The following is a 12,797-nucleotide window of genomic DNA, read 5'->3' on the forward strand; positions in this document are numbered from 1 at the left end:
TGTTAAACCTCTTCTAAATCAAAAATAACCTTAAGTTTAAGGTTATTTTTGTAGAATGTATTTTTGGCTTGTGCTGTCAAATTATATACTAGTGCTTTAATAATTTCAAATGCTATCTCTGTCCTACTTACCAATACCCTTCCAAGTGATCTTTTCAGGTGGTTCTGGCATGTCAATAACTTGGCCTAATGGGCAATCAACACAAATTTCTGATATTTTTTTACCTAAGGCACTTTCCCTTTCTCTGAGTGGTTCGTCGTTCTTAGGAGTATATCTATTCTCGGGAAAGTCAAGAACAGCTACACGGGAACAGCCTGCAAATCTTGTTACTTCTAACCGAAAAATCGGTGTGCTGATATGCATAAACTTAGCGCTTCTGCATTGACTTGGGTTTGATGGAGCGTTTACTTCCGTTGACATATAACTTTATCTTATACTACTTATATTCAGAAGTCAATTATCAATAAGAATCTTGTGTTAGAATTAAGCTTATGTTAAAGGCGTTTCTCAAGGTTAGGCTCAGTTATTACTTTGTAATCTTATTTATCTTTTTTGCTGGGTTATTAATGATCTTACCTAAGCCGACCTTAAGTAGTTCTGCTCTTACATTATTTTCTATAAATTCATTTTTGTTTGGTTTTTACTTTACCCCTTCTTTAAACAATCAAAAAGCAAGAATAGAGGAACTAGGAAAAGTTATTAGAACTCAATCTGTTGCACTTTTTAAAATAATGGTTAAGACTAGAAAGATATCAGATAGAAAAGTCCACGACAAAATACAAAAATTAATTGCTGATTACATAAAAGCATGCGTTAAAGAAAAGAAAGCTGGCTGTGGAGAAAAAGAGTACGACAAATTGGTCGGAGAACTAGTGCATTTTGATGTTAAACATAAAGATTGTGATGCAGTAGACGGGGTATTAGACGCAGTAGTCGATAATCAGACAAATAGAACTACATTTGATATGACCATGGGTAGAAAAATTTATAGTAACGAGTGGTATGTGCTCTTGACTTTATTTTCTGTAACACTAGCTCTTCCTATTATTGTTGACGTTGGCGGCAATCCAATACTGCATATTGTTGCAGCAATGCTTTGTGCGACTTTGACCCTACTTTTGATTACACTTCTTAAGGTAAATTTTTTAGTCCATAAAAAAGCTAAAGGAATTTGGAACCCGATGGAAAGCTTAATTGAGAGCGACTTTAGAAGTGTAGATGATAAAGAAGATTAGTGACCACTGCCTGTGTTATGTTAGCTGCCACTTAGGTAAAGTAATTCTGCTGTTGGATCATTTGGTACACCAGGCATGGAAGGGTCTAGAATATCACCATTCCCTAACGACTCATCAATACGAACTTGAAACTCAGTTCCATCCGTTACCCGTACAACCCCTTTGCCCGCAGATCCGAAGGTATCAGTGTTAACTTGCTTAGACATGTACCTGTCACACACTGCACACATCCTGGAGCTTTTGGCGCCGATTTGCATAATCATTTTATCTCGTCCACTTGCGTCATCAACAGGAAAAACTGAGGTATCACTCCTAGCTATACCTAATGCCCGATGATCTAATTTAGAAACATCTCCCCAATTAGCGCATTCAGATAACCTAAAGCTTCTATCTTTATCATCGTAAATAAATACTGCGCTTGCGCAATTAGCTGGATTTTTTATTTTTTCTGGCATATTCTATATCCTAACTTAACTTTTAGATGATATTAACACTTATTTAATTACTTAGTAAATTGGTTATGCTTGAATTAGTTTATATTGAGATAGTATTCTGTATCTCATATGGCACTCGTATTATCTTTTGAACCTTCTCCTTTTGGAAACATAGCTCCATTACGACCTATGGCACCAGGAGAGTGTAGAGAAGTAGGCTTGATGAGTGAAACCAGACATAGAGTAGCTGGTAAAATCCTTATACTGACACTTGATACTGAGAGTAAATTTGCAGTAATAGATTATACCGATGAATATGGTGAAAAAACACGAGATATAGTTTCAGCCAGAACCCCTACGCAATCGTACCATCTAAGGTCTTGTTTTGAAGTTGGTAAACCTGGTCAACTAACTGTTGCGATGAATAGAGTTGATTCAGATATTAAAGCAGTTATTGTAGGCAATGCACATCAACCTATTGAACCTGCGAGGTTCTAGTGTAACCAATCTACTAATTTATAGCTCATGCTTGAATAAGTTATAAAGTATCCCTAAGCTTAATAATATATGGCAGCAAAAATTGAATTTATACCTTATAAAAAAGGTAGATGGAGTCCTGAAGAGTTTGTATTAGAAACTGGCAGGAAGGGGGACTTTTGGAGAATCCCAGATTTGTATAAGAATGCTAGTGAAACACCTATCCTTGTTGATGCTTCACTTTCTGATTTAACTATTGTTAGGCATGTTAAGCCAGGAGAAGGTAAATATACTGTTGTTGAACTAGCCGCTTCGTCTTTAACTCTGATAGTTCATAGAGCAGCAATACGAAAAGAAAGGGACTTCTTGAGAGGTACAATGAGGATTAGTCACATAAATCCAGATGAACCAGGTAGCGAAGTATTGGCAGATGACGTTCCACGGGCTCCTAGCCCCGCAGAATTACTGAGCGAAGAGATCGGTTCTTCGTTAACTGAGGTCCACACTAGTAATAATAGTTTTCTTGACGAAAGGTTAGCTCGCCAAACAGTAGAGGCTATCGGGGCACTTGAAGGAACGGGTGATAGAACAGAAATTATTGATTAAACAAAAACTCTCTAGCATTTTCATCTATTGGTAGGATATGAATTGTAATTGTATTTTCTGGTAGAATTCCGCGAACACTTTCGGCCCATTCTACACAAACTATTGCTTTAGGATCATCAATTACTTCTTGCAATTGTTCAGCCACCAATCCTGGCTCGCTTAATCTATATAAATCAAAATGGTAAATTTGTATACCGTCTCTACCAGCGTAAACATTAGACAAAGTAAATGTTGGGCTAGAGACCGAATCTTGAGACTCAACACCTTCTGCTAAACCTCGCATAAAAGATGTTTTACCCGCCCCTAGATCTCCAACAAATTCAATTACTTCGCCGCCTTTAAGAGATTGCCCAAAGCGTTTGCCAAGACCAAATGTCTCTTCTACGCTATTGGTAATCTCAGCTTTTTGCATTATTGCAAATCGATAATAAAGATAATTTTACGCGGCTTCGTCCCATTTGTTTTGGTACTTTTGGCGATTCTTCTTAACCCACTCTTTAACAGCCTCTTCATCTGGGTGATCATCTTCTCCTTCGTGCTCCATCTTCTCTAAACGAGAGTAATAAGATGGGACTTCCAAAATGTGCTCATAAGCAATTCTTCCAGATGAAACAAGATCTCCAGCAGGTATTACAGCTGTTTTATCACCACCTAAGACTCCAACGTGCTCAAGTTCTTCTTTAAGACCTTGGATCCATTCACCGAGATCAACAAGATCCCAATCTACACCAATTTCGTCTCCAATTTCTTTCGCTTTTTTTAGAGTTAAGCCTGGTACTTTTTGAGTGTAGTCTTTGTTATAGAACTTATCGTTCCACATAACTAAATCATCGTTCATAATAGTATTACCTCAATATTATTCTTAATTGTTTCAAAAATATTCAATTGTGTGCTTGGTTGCAACTTAAATTATAACAGAGATAAGGTTAGCTGGAAAAATACCTTTCAATATTTTTGGCCTTAATATTGCCAACTACTGATGCTAATTGAGCATGGGGAGCTGATTTCACTCCAGCAACTGAGCCAAAAGATGTTAATAGTTTTCTGGCGGTTTCTGAGCCGACACCTGGTATTTTAGTGAGTTCTGTTTTCGTCATGGTTTTACCTTTTAATTTAGAGTGATATCTGACTGCGAACCTATGGGCTTCGTTCCTAATCCTTTCTAAAAGTAATCTTATTGGATCTCTAGAACTAAAACTAATTACATAATATTCGCCCTCATCGCTAACTATTCTGTTAGTTTTGGAAGCAAACTTATGATTAAGCTTAAAGTTAGTGTCCTCTTTTTTAATAATTACTTGTTCGAACTGTTTTGCGAGACCGAACATTGGCACAGTTTTGTCTGGACTAGCTAAAATGGCTGAGCCAAGTTGTCCTTTACCTCCATCAATTAAGATTAGATCGGGAGTTCCCCATACCTCTACATTCTTATCTTTAAATCTACGTGATATGACATCGGCCATACTTTCAAAGTCGTTATTTTGCTGATTAGTAATTTTATAATTTCGATAATCTGTTTTTGATGAAACTCCATTTTTAAAAACTACCTGACTCGCTACTACATTAGAGCCAGACATATGGCTAATGTCAAAACCCTCGATATGCTTAGGCAGCTTATCTAAGCCTAATAATTTCTGGAGCTCAGCTAGAGCTTGGTCAGAGCCAAACACATCTGTATCTTTGAGCTTAATTCTTCCGACTCTTTGCAAAGATCTAAGTTGATTGCGGAGTCTAGTTGCAATCTCAAATTTTTCTTCTTTGGCGGCTTGGAGCATCTTTTTTTCTAAATGTTTAATTATGCTTTCACGATCTCCTTTTAAGACTTGTTCTAGTTTTCTGAGATCTTTTCGATATTTTTTTAGATCAAAACTTTCAGTCTCGGGCCCAGGGCACAAACCCATCTGATAATGTAAGCACGCTTTTTTAGGCAGCTTTACATGTGTTGAGTATGGCAGAGCTCTACGTAAAATCTTCATGGCAGAATAAACTGGTCCGGCTGAATAAAATGGACCAACGTAAGTTGCACCATCGCCCTTAGGGGCTCTAGTAAAAGAGACCGCTGGGATTGGATCATTATAAGGTATTCTTACGTAAGTGGCAGACTTATCATCCTTAAGTTCGATATTAAACTTAGGTTGATATCGTTTTATTAGTTCTGATTCTAAAAATAATGCGTCTATCTCACTTGGAGTTTCTAAATAGTCTACCTTTACAGACTCTGATGCTAGAACTGCGGTTTTAGGGGAAGTAATGTGTGAGCTTTTTTGCCAATACTGATTGACCCTAGATTTTAAGTTTACAGCTTTGCCAACGTAGATAATCTCGCCTTTAGGGTTTTTATGAAGATACACTCCGGGCTTATTTGGCAAATGTGTTAAATCAGGCTTATTAATTGTAGGATCCATCTTAAACTTAATTATACCACAATCGCCATTGACTGTAGCTTGTGCTTAGTTGTATAATATGGATAATATGTCAGAATTCAAAGTTACAAGAGAAATGGTTCAAGAACTTGCCGAAACTGGTGCTTACCAGTTACCAATGTCTACTTTACCAGATGAGGCGGAACTGGCGGAGTTTCTATGTCCATTAAGCTGGCCGAATACAAGTGTAACATCAATCTTCACTGAATTCGCAAATTTAGGTATTTTTCCTGATTTAGTAGACGTTGCAAAAGACATTTTAAAAATTGCTTATCCGAAAATCCATCAATGGAGCAGAGTAAGGCAGCAGACCTTTAGGGTACTGGGGGTTAGTCCTACGAAATACAATCCTCACCAAGACGGTGGGGGAGATCTAAGTGGAATAAGTGTAATTTTTACCAAGGGTAAACATACAGATGAACAGTTACTGACCATGGGCAGGGCAGCGATTTACCGTGATCCTCAGTCGTTTTATTATAGAAATGGTCCAGTTGTAATTACACAGAAAGATTTTGGGAAACCTTTACTGAAACCACATGACTACTTAGGAGCTACGTGGCATCTAGCAAAGCGGCTTGCAGACTCAAGGGTGGGAGTTCTTGACTTTTTTCTTGATTAATTAGCTGTACCAGCCAAGTTTAGCCCCTGCGTAGGTTTTTTCTTTTTGCAGCTCAAGATTATTTATTTTTGGTAGATTTATTTTATCTGGCCAGCTTAAAACCAAAACTCCATTTTTATCGAGTCTTTTGGATAAATACTGTAGAGTCTGGAAAAGTTGGTTATCTGCATCTGACTTCATATTTTCTGCAAGTTCATATGGAGGGTCGCAAATGATGATATCAAAAGTTAAGTTTTGATTTGACCTTAAGTAAGTTAGGGCAGGAGCTTTAGATATATGAATTCGATTATCTTTGTCTAAACTTAAAGATTTTAAGTTTTTATTCAAGTATCTAAAGACTGAGCGTTCTTTTTCTAATATTAAAACTGAGCCTGCCCCTCGGCTAAGGGCCTCAAGACCACAGGCGCCTGACCCTCCAAAGGCATCTAAAACTTTTGCTCTCTCTATTCTGCCAGCAAGAGAGTTAAAAAGAGCAGCACGTATTCTCTCACCCATTGGATGAGCACTAAACTTCTTAGGTACTTCTATCACTCGATGTTTGAGCTCTCCTGCAATTATTCGTAACTTCATCTTTATTAGATTCTAACACTTTAAGAGATGAGAGGTTTTGTGTTAAAATATCATATTACGTACTACCTCAGTTAATTCTTGAGAAGATGGTATGCACCTATAAATCCTGCCGCCTTAGCTCAGCTGGTTAGAGCAACGGTTTTGTAAACCGTAGGTCGTCGGTTCGAATCCGACAGGCGGCTCCAAATTTAGGAGCTGGGGTAGTGAAGCGGTCAAACACTGCAGACTGTAAATCTGCCGGCCTAGTGCCTTCGTAGGTTCGAATCCTACCCCCAGCACCATAAGAGAAAAAGAGTAGTGCCCCGCAAAAAATAGCGGGGATTTTTGTTAGAATTAGTTAAATGATACTTATATTAAAAACTGGTACTGAAAACAATCTATTAGAGTTAAGGGATTCTAATGGATATACTAAGTTTAGTGAAGAATGGGCTGCAACTAAGCAACTCAGTGAAGAGCTGCCTGGGAAGATTGAAGATGCACTGAGCTCTTTAAGCTTAATGTTCTCTGATGTATCAGGAATAGTCGTTTACAGAGGCCCTGGAAGCTTTACCGGACTTAGGATTGGCATAACCGTGGTTAATACCATTGCGGATCAGGTTCCATGCCCTATCGTTGGAACAAATGGAGATAATTGGATTGAAGAAGGACTAGAGAAACTGAAGCTTGACGAAAATGATAGAATTGTCCTACCAGAGTATGGTGGCGAAGCAAATATCACAAAACCAAAGAAGTAAAAAAATCCCAGAAGTAAATCTGGGATTATTTATTAAACTAATGGTTTAAGTTTAGTAACGGTTTCCGCCACCGAATCCACCACCGTTACCCCCACCGTATCCACCTTGACCACGAGGTTTATCCTCTTTTGGCTTAGCTTCGTTTACGATTAGGTTTCTTCCACCGTATTCACTTTCGTGAAGCTCTGCAATTGCACGAGCAGCCTGGTCATCTTCTTCGATCTCTACGAAACCGAAACCTTTAGATCGACCAGTGTCTCTATCCATGATAACCTTAGCACTTACAACAGTACCGTAGCCATCAAAGATTTGTGCTAGAGTTGCATCATCTACGCTATATGGTAATGAGCTTACAAATAATTTTTTCATCTTAGTTTATTTCCCTTTTACTTTTAAACTTAAAAAGTAGTTAATTGATTTATCGTTCCTGACTTTTTTCTTAGATTCTGATTCCACCTTCTGTTTGAAAAAATCAACTAACTGGGGTTTCTTTCTCTCGAACTAGTATCACGCATGGTTAAGCTTAACCTGACCTTAGAACACTGTTAATTATAGCAGATCTTTAAACTTAAGTTCTCCATTTTCTATTGTTGCAATCTGTGGGATTTTTAGTTTTTGTGCAGACTTCATTCGTTTATCAAACTTTCTAGTGATATCATAGTCAATTGCTACGTTTTTGCCTTCTGAGTGGAGCTGATTTGCGACATCATTTACATTCTCAAGATCGTCTTCTGTAATAGGAATTAGCATTACATCTGTCTTAAGCTTAACTTTAGGAATTAAGTTATTAACTTCTAAAAAGTTATACAATGGTGCATCTCCCATACCGAAACCAATTGTTGGTACTGCTTCAGCACCGAAAGTTTTAACCAAACCATCGTACCTACCTCCACCGAACATTGATCTATTGTTCTCTGGATTCTTATCAAAAACTTCAAAAACTATGTCTGTGTAGTAATCAAATCCTCGGGCAAGTTCTGGAGAGTACTTAAGCTTGATGCCTAGTTTATCTGCCTTTTGGATTAATGTCTCAAGCTCTTCATTCGGCTGATTGCTTTTCAGAGCTTCGATTAAGCTTTTTGGATCTTTAAGTACTTCGCTAAGCTTAAGCGCAAATTCTTCAGAAGAAAGTTTATCGATTGCATCAACCACTCTTAAAACTGAGTTTACATCTTGCTTAGGTTTGCAGCTTCAATCATCGCGTTAAGAGACTTACGCGAGTTAACACGAATCTCATACATATCTGGAGTTGCTCCAAATACTTTAAGAGTTCTATCCATAACTTGAGCGATCTCTAACTCCCCTTCGATCCCTGCTACTCCAAACAGATCTACATTAAGTTGCCAGAACTCGCGTGTGCGACCTCTTTGCATCCTTTCGTATCTAAAGCAATTTGGAATTGAGAATAATCTTAACGGGTAGCCAAGCTCTTGTCTTCTTGCTGCGACCATCCTAGATACTGTAGAGTCATCTCTGGCCTTAAAGTCACTTTTCTGCCTCCACGATCTTCGAAGCTAAATGTCTGCTGAGAGACGATCTCTTCTGATGTTTTTGAAGCATAGAGTTCTAGCGGTTCTAGAACGCTTGCATCATATTCTTCATATCCAAAAGAGTTGCAGACTTCGCGCCATTTACTAAATACATAATTGCGCAGAGCTAAATCTTCTGGATAGTAATCTCTAGTGCCTTTATATGGGCTAGTTGAAAGTTTTGTCATTTAATTTTTCTCTTATCATTTAAGTTTAACATTTTAAGGATATATTTTGTCCTATTGGCAAATATTTAGAAGAGCCTTTATTGTGACCACAAGGATAGTCTGTAATAATGGGCAATCCCTTCATATATGGTCTGCCATTTATGAACTTATCCAATTGCTTTTTAGTTATCTTGACTGAATCCGGAACTTGCCTATCACTAAACCTTTCAAGTTTTTTAGTGCTCCTGCTTGAAGCATAATTGAGTCAATGTTACGTATAAAATCAATCCAGACTTCTGAGGATTCCTTCAAGATATCCTCTCCTTCCATAAATAGAATATACGGGTTTTTAAAGCTTGGACAGAATTTAGTTCCTTGCAGCAGATCAAAAGTGTAATTATTTCCACCAATTATAATGGGGTTTTTGTCCAGGCGCAAAGACTTAAGCTAACAACTGACTTATAAAGCTCTTCTACCATATCTTTGGCTAAATCAGGGTTTTTAGCTATGTTATAAAAGCCCTTGCCATATAAAGATTTACAAATACTTAAGGCTGGGAGTGCATTCACGAGTAAAGTATTATCACTTTGCCCTACAAAGATATTATCTTTGCGAAATCTTAGTTTATTGAAGTTCAGTAAAAGTTCTATTTGATTGAAGCCTCCAGAGTAACTTAATAAAACTTCGTTTTCTTTGGCGGCTCTATTTATTGACTCAATCCTTTTATTTAAGCTTAATGAGCCAAAAGCATCAGCCTTAGTATTGGGAAGATAAAGACTTACATCAAAATACTTCTCCAGCTCTATTTTTGCTGCTTCTTGCTCTTTATTGTTAAGCCCAGAAAAAGATGAAGATATGCAAACTCCTAGTTTTATTCTATCCATGGCAAACCTCCTCCTTGAGTGTTAGATAAATCAATATAACTTCTTTGAGAGAAGTCTTGCGGTAGAATAGTCAAGACAAGGATCATAATCTTCTAAATCTATAATAGTTACACCAAACTCATCAATTAGATTCTTGCTACTTTTTGACTTGCGCGAATAATCTACGATGAGTGGTATTTGAGCTTCTGCGAGCTCTCGGTAATAATTAGGTAAGTAATCAGCAGCTATAGAGTCTTTAGTTGGCTCGGATCTTCCGCTTGCCAAAGATAAAAATCCGTCATATCGAATTCCTGGGGTCAAGCAGCCAGCGAATTTGCCCTAGGCTTAATCTAAAATCACCAGCCCGTAACCTCATGAGTCCTCTATATAAAGTAGTAAGAGGCGTTCCCCAGCTTGTAGTGAGTGATCCGATTGAACCAGATCTATACTTACTCAGCTGAGGTGTTATTATTCCATTAGTCGTTAAAATTCTGGGCTTCAGTAGGTCAAAGTCTCCTCTTTGGGGTCAACAAAGGTGCCCCAAAATAGGTTAGATTGACTAAACCTAAGCCTAATACTTCTGCAACCGACAAAGCCCGCACTAACCTTTCAGTAGGTACTGTCATTTTTGTTCAGCTAAGATGACGGGATTATCTGTCATTTCTAATATTCTTTCTGTAAACATATTATTTATTCCTAATATTCATTAAATTTTAAGCACTTAAAAAGCCAGATGGATTATCTGGCTTAAAGGGTATATTACTTAAACAATCAGAATCAATCCATCCGGCTAAAGATGGCTGTGATGTGCTGAAATGTTAGTGTAAATAAAATACATGTTTTGTATTATATACACTTATGTTTACTTTGTCAAATTACTATTTAAAGTAATTTCTTATTCTCTCGGCTGATTCATCGTCTAGTTCTTTCAGGTATTTTTCTGCTTTAGCTTGAGTGGACTTGAATAACTCGCTGTTATTAAGCTTCATATGCATGGGCAAGGCTTAAATATAGTTCGGCATGCTGTTTGGCATGAGAGTCTACTTCTAGTTGTAGTGCGCCAAGAGCTGCATACAAGCAATCAATCATGGCTTGATATTTTTTTGCTAAAAAGTATACTCTGCCCGCTTCCTTATAAGCTGTTGAGATGTAAAATTTGTTGTTTGATTTGTTGGCGTTCTGGATTCCTTCGTAAACTTGAGAACTAGCCTCGTCAAACTTCTCTTGTTTGGCATGCAGAGCTGCTAGTTTTACTTGAGTCATAGCCAGCTCACCTAAATCGTTAGTGTCCTCAAAGTTTTTGATGCTTTCGCTAAATAATTCTTCCGCTTTATCTAGCTTGCTTTGAGCCATTTGGCAGTTTCCGTAATCTCTTTGTACTCGTGCAAGATTAAACTTATCCGACTGCTTTTCATAATGCTTAGCAGCTTGTGTAAAATATTCTTCTGCCTTAGTGTGCTCACCTGCTTGATTAAAGCAAACGGCTGTCATGTGCAGAGCCGCACCAATGATTTGACTCTCATCAGAACTCTCAGCAATTTCTTGGTATTTTTTGCGGCCTCTAATGATTGACCTTGGTTACGCAACCTATCTGCTTTTAAAAATATATGTCATATTTAATATTCTATACCAGAAGCTCTTAATTTGGCTGCCGCTCTTCTTTTAAAACTATTCCATATGCTTTTAACAGTCCCAAGGGGATATCGAGTTCATCAGCTATAGCCTTAATGGTGTAATCATTAAGGTACTTTCTTATTATATCTTCATGGAGTTCTTCTCTCTTCTGAAATCATACAAAAACTGGACCTATCAAGTCTGATAGTATTATTTTATATTCTGCTACTGCAGCGGGATCCATCATCTCTGTCCCATCACTAAACCTTACAATACCATATATATCTTTACCCTCATCGAGACCAGGGCTCGGGAGCCCCTTCGCTTTATAATAGGCTCTTCTTTGTGCACAAGATCCAAGTACATTAGAAGAAGTTACAATTTCTTGACCGCTTAATGATATTTTAATTGCCCGTAGATAAGCATTATTTCCTGACAAAGCTCGGGCTGCCTCCCTCCTAACACTACCCTTTGCTACATTACCAATAAAACTCGGTGAACCCTCTAAGGAATTAGACCCTTTTGTTAGTGCCAATACCCAAACATCTTGGGCGGCATCTTCAATACTCATTCCTGGTGGCAGTTGACTACCTACGGCGGCTCGAGCAATTGATTCTACTCTTTGCATATCTGTTGCCGTAACCTGGGGCTCAATTGACCCTAATTCTTCCATACTGTATATTATACAATATTATTGTTTTTTTAAAAAGTCTTTTACTAAGTTTAAGGCCTCTGACTTTGTTTGGATATTATGCGAATAGTCCCAGCGTTTAAAAAAGGTTATTTGGCGCTTAGCATAATGCCAACTTTCTGTATTAAGTTTAGTGAGCATTTCATCTTCAGAATCGAATCTTTCTTCTAAATAATTTGTTAAGAATTTATATTCTAAACCGAGTGATTTGAGCCACTTTTTACTAACACCAGATTCTATAAGAGATTCAACTTCATAGATCATGTTTTGTTTTTGCCAGCGCTGAAGCAATCTTTTTTGAATATTATGTTTAATTTGATCTCGGTTAGGACTTAAGATTAGGACTAAAGTATTAGGTCTTAGACCCTTCTTCTTAATACTCTTTTTTTTGAATCTAGAGAATTCATACTGCTCGACTACGCTTTCTATATATAATCCTGTTCCACCTACAATAATTGGGATTTTACCCCTTTGTGAGATATAGTTTATTAACTTAATACAATCTTTTTGAAATTGAAAAACATTGTATTTATCTTCTGGGTTTAAAATATCTATAAGATGATGTGGGACTCCTTTAGATTCATCTTTAGTTGCTTTTCCGGAGCCAATGTCCAAACCCTTAAAGACTTGACGAGAATCGGCAGAGATAACTTCACCATTAAACTTAAGTGCAAGGTTTATTCCTAAAGAAGTTTTACCTGAAGCAGTTGGTCCGGCAATGACAATAACTTTGGGAAGGATTAAATTTTTTCTGATAAGATTCACATACCCTATTATACCTACTCCATTTCATTATATGACTCTTCAAAAAATTAATTGTCCGAAGTGATTTTTT

At 37.4% G+C, this 12,797-nt stretch carries 21 protein-coding genes and 2 tRNA genes; 7 read left to right on the forward strand and 16 right to left on the reverse strand.

Annotated elements, in window-relative coordinates; genetic code table 11:
- Nucleotides 1-123 precede the first annotated feature (123 nt).
- Nucleotides 124-420, reverse strand: coding sequence for a hypothetical protein (locus tag H6799_03210; GenBank protein ID USN97353.1), 297 nt, complete (start codon nt 418-420; stop codon nt 124-126).
- 71 nt (nt 421-491) lie between these two features.
- Here H6799_03210 and H6799_03215 point away from each other — a divergent pair, with 71 nt between their 5' ends.
- Nucleotides 492-1,235, forward strand: coding sequence for a hypothetical protein (locus H6799_03215; GenBank protein USN97354.1), 744 nt, complete (start codon nt 492-494; stop codon nt 1,233-1,235).
- A 20-nt stretch (nt 1,236-1,255) separates the two neighbouring features.
- Here H6799_03215 and H6799_03220 read toward each other — a convergent pair whose 3' ends face one another.
- Nucleotides 1,256-1,690, reverse strand: coding sequence for a hypothetical protein (locus H6799_03220; GenBank protein USN97355.1), 435 nt, complete (start codon nt 1,688-1,690; stop codon nt 1,256-1,258).
- A gap of 108 nt (nt 1,691-1,798) precedes the next feature.
- Here H6799_03220 and H6799_03225 point away from each other — a divergent pair, with 108 nt between their 5' ends.
- Entirely contained in the window at nt 1,799-2,167 is a 369-nt protein-coding gene (locus tag H6799_03225; GenBank protein USN97356.1) for a hypothetical protein, read from the forward strand.
- A 69-nt stretch (nt 2,168-2,236) separates the two neighbouring features.
- Nucleotides 2,237-2,752, forward strand: coding sequence for a hypothetical protein (locus H6799_03230; protein ID USN97357.1), 516 nt, complete (start codon nt 2,237-2,239; stop codon nt 2,750-2,752).
- Here H6799_03230 and tsaE read toward each other — a convergent pair.
- The 3 genes from tsaE to H6799_03245 all read right to left on the reverse strand — a co-directional run bounded on the left by tsaE (nt 2,742) and on the right by H6799_03245 (nt 5,157).
- The gene (gene tsaE / locus H6799_03235; GenBank protein ID USN97358.1) at nt 2,742-3,164 is read right to left on the reverse strand and encodes a tRNA (adenosine(37)-N6)-threonylcarbamoyltransferase complex ATPase subunit type 1 TsaE; all 423 of its coding nucleotides are present in this window, start codon (nt 3,162-3,164) and stop codon (nt 2,742-2,744) included. The two genes, H6799_03230 and tsaE, sit on opposite strands and share 11 nt — an antisense overlap.
- A gap of 27 nt (nt 3,165-3,191) precedes the next feature.
- Entirely contained in the window at nt 3,192-3,590 is a 399-nt protein-coding gene (locus tag H6799_03240) for a hypothetical protein (GenBank protein ID USN97359.1), read from the reverse strand.
- A gap of 88 nt (nt 3,591-3,678) precedes the next feature.
- A complete protein-coding gene (locus tag H6799_03245) occupies nt 3,679-5,157 on the reverse strand; it encodes an excinuclease ABC subunit UvrC (GenBank protein USN97360.1) in 1,479 nt (492 codons plus the stop codon).
- Nucleotides 5,158-5,224: 67 nt separating this feature from the next.
- On the opposite strand from H6799_03245, the gene H6799_03250 reads away from it, so the two are divergent.
- Nucleotides 5,225-5,794 (forward strand): hypothetical protein, encoded by a 570-nt coding sequence (locus H6799_03250; GenBank protein USN97361.1) that lies wholly within the window; start codon nt 5,225-5,227, stop codon nt 5,792-5,794.
- Here H6799_03250 and rsmD read toward each other — a convergent pair whose 3' ends face one another.
- Nucleotides 5,795-6,364 carry a 16S rRNA (guanine(966)-N(2))-methyltransferase RsmD gene (gene rsmD, locus H6799_03255; GenBank protein USN97362.1) on the reverse strand — a complete coding sequence of 190 codons (570 nt, stop codon included), beginning with the start codon at nt 6,362-6,364 and terminating at the stop codon, nt 5,795-5,797.
- A 108-nt stretch (nt 6,365-6,472) separates the two neighbouring features.
- Here rsmD and H6799_03260 point away from each other — a divergent pair.
- The 3 genes from H6799_03260 to H6799_03270 all read left to right on the forward strand — a co-directional run bounded on the left by H6799_03260 (nt 6,473) and on the right by H6799_03270 (nt 7,098).
- Nucleotides 6,473-6,549: transfer RNA gene (locus H6799_03260), tRNA-Thr, on the forward strand.
- 9 nt (nt 6,550-6,558) lie between these two features.
- Nucleotides 6,559-6,645: transfer RNA gene (locus tag H6799_03265), tRNA-Tyr, on the forward strand.
- 60 nt (nt 6,646-6,705) lie between these two features.
- Nucleotides 6,706-7,098 (forward strand): hypothetical protein, encoded by a 393-nt coding sequence (locus H6799_03270; GenBank protein USN97363.1) that lies wholly within the window; start codon nt 6,706-6,708, stop codon nt 7,096-7,098.
- Between the two features lie 51 nt (nt 7,099-7,149).
- Here the strand turns inward: H6799_03270 and H6799_03275 are convergent, their stop codons facing one another.
- The 10 genes from H6799_03275 to H6799_03320 all read right to left on the reverse strand — a co-directional run bounded on the left by H6799_03275 (nt 7,150) and on the right by H6799_03320 (nt 12,727).
- Nucleotides 7,150-7,467, reverse strand: a complete 318-nt coding sequence (locus tag H6799_03275; protein USN97364.1) for an RNA-binding protein — start codon at nt 7,465-7,467, stop codon at nt 7,150-7,152.
- Between the two features lie 180 nt (nt 7,468-7,647).
- A complete protein-coding gene (locus tag H6799_03280) occupies nt 7,648-8,250 on the reverse strand; it encodes an ATP phosphoribosyltransferase regulatory subunit (protein USN97365.1) in 603 nt (200 codons plus the stop codon).
- A gap of 14 nt (nt 8,251-8,264) precedes the next feature.
- A complete protein-coding gene (locus H6799_03285) occupies nt 8,265-8,549 on the reverse strand; it encodes an ATP phosphoribosyltransferase regulatory subunit (GenBank protein ID USN97366.1) in 285 nt (94 codons plus the stop codon).
- The gene (locus H6799_03290) at nt 8,510-8,815 is read right to left on the reverse strand and encodes an ATP phosphoribosyltransferase regulatory subunit (GenBank protein ID USN97367.1); all 306 of its coding nucleotides are present in this window, start codon (nt 8,813-8,815) and stop codon (nt 8,510-8,512) included. The genes H6799_03285 and H6799_03290 overlap by 40 nt, the downstream gene beginning before the upstream one ends.
- A gap of 165 nt (nt 8,816-8,980) precedes the next feature.
- Nucleotides 8,981-9,232, reverse strand: a complete 252-nt coding sequence (locus tag H6799_03295) for a hypothetical protein (protein USN97368.1) — start codon at nt 9,230-9,232, stop codon at nt 8,981-8,983.
- Nucleotides 9,205-9,678: an LD-carboxypeptidase gene (locus tag H6799_03300; GenBank protein USN97369.1), complete on the reverse strand. Its 474-nt coding sequence runs from the start codon at nt 9,676-9,678 to the stop codon at nt 9,205-9,207. Before H6799_03300 ends, H6799_03295 begins: the two co-directional genes overlap by 28 nt.
- Nucleotides 9,679-9,708: 30 nt before the next feature.
- Entirely contained in the window at nt 9,709-9,978 is a 270-nt protein-coding gene (locus tag H6799_03305) for a hypothetical protein (GenBank protein USN97370.1), read from the reverse strand.
- Between the two features lie 657 nt (nt 9,979-10,635).
- Nucleotides 10,636-11,148, reverse strand: coding sequence for a tetratricopeptide repeat protein (locus H6799_03310; GenBank protein USN97371.1), 513 nt, complete (start codon nt 11,146-11,148; stop codon nt 10,636-10,638).
- A gap of 298 nt (nt 11,149-11,446) precedes the next feature.
- Entirely contained in the window at nt 11,447-11,944 is a 498-nt protein-coding gene (locus tag H6799_03315) for a hypothetical protein (protein USN97372.1), read from the reverse strand.
- A gap of 18 nt (nt 11,945-11,962) precedes the next feature.
- Complete coding sequence (locus H6799_03320) at nt 11,963-12,727, reverse strand: tRNA dimethylallyltransferase (protein USN97373.1); 765 nt, start codon at nt 12,725-12,727, stop codon at nt 11,963-11,965.
- Nucleotides 12,728-12,797 lie beyond the last annotated feature (70 nt).

This window comes from Candidatus Nomurabacteria bacterium, from assembly GCA_023898665.1.
In the GTDB taxonomy this organism is placed as follows: Bacteria; Patescibacteriota; Saccharimonadia; order Saccharimonadales; family HK-STAS-PATE-42; genus HK-STAS-PATE-42.

Bases quoted from the DNA above. Each gene is read 5' to 3' on its own strand.
- H6799_03310 (USN97371.1), bottom strand. From the start codon at position 11,148: ATGACAGCCGTTTGCTTTAATCAAGCAGGTGAGCACACTAAGGCAGAA.
- H6799_03315 (USN97372.1), bottom strand. From the start codon at position 11,944: ATGGAAGAATTAGGGTCAATTGAGCCCCAGGTTACGGCAACAGATATG.
- H6799_03270 (USN97363.1), top strand. From the start codon at position 6,706: ATGATACTTATATTAAAAACTGGTACTGAAAACAATCTATTAGAGTTA.
- rsmD (USN97362.1), bottom strand. From the start codon at position 6,364: ATGAAGTTACGAATAATTGCAGGAGAGCTCAAACATCGAGTGATAGAA.
- H6799_03285 (USN97366.1), bottom strand. From the start codon at position 8,549: ATGGTCGCAGCAAGAAGACAAGAGCTTGGCTACCCGTTAAGATTATTC.
- H6799_03250 (USN97361.1), top strand. From the start codon at position 5,225: ATGTCAGAATTCAAAGTTACAAGAGAAATGGTTCAAGAACTTGCCGAA.
- H6799_03225 (USN97356.1), top strand. From the start codon at position 1,799: ATGGCACTCGTATTATCTTTTGAACCTTCTCCTTTTGGAAACATAGCT.
- H6799_03215 (USN97354.1), top strand. From the start codon at position 492: ATGTTAAAGGCGTTTCTCAAGGTTAGGCTCAGTTATTACTTTGTAATC.
- H6799_03240 (USN97359.1), bottom strand. From the start codon at position 3,590: ATGAACGATGATTTAGTTATGTGGAACGATAAGTTCTATAACAAAGAC.
- tsaE (USN97358.1), bottom strand. From the start codon at position 3,164: ATGCAAAAAGCTGAGATTACCAATAGCGTAGAAGAGACATTTGGTCTT.
- H6799_03220 (USN97355.1), bottom strand. From the start codon at position 1,690: ATGCCAGAAAAAATAAAAAATCCAGCTAATTGCGCAAGCGCAGTATTT.
- H6799_03230 (USN97357.1), top strand. From the start codon at position 2,237: ATGGCAGCAAAAATTGAATTTATACCTTATAAAAAAGGTAGATGGAGT.
- H6799_03275 (USN97364.1), bottom strand. From the start codon at position 7,467: ATGAAAAAATTATTTGTAAGCTCATTACCATATAGCGTAGATGATGCA.
- H6799_03290 (USN97367.1), bottom strand. From the start codon at position 8,815: ATGACAAAACTTTCAACTAGCCCATATAAAGGCACTAGAGATTACTAT.
- H6799_03245 (USN97360.1), bottom strand. From the start codon at position 5,157: ATGGATCCTACAATTAATAAGCCTGATTTAACACATTTGCCAAATAAG.
- H6799_03300 (USN97369.1), bottom strand. From the start codon at position 9,678: ATGGATAGAATAAAACTAGGAGTTTGCATATCTTCATCTTTTTCTGGG.
- H6799_03210 (USN97353.1), bottom strand. From the start codon at position 420: ATGTCAACGGAAGTAAACGCTCCATCAAACCCAAGTCAATGCAGAAGC.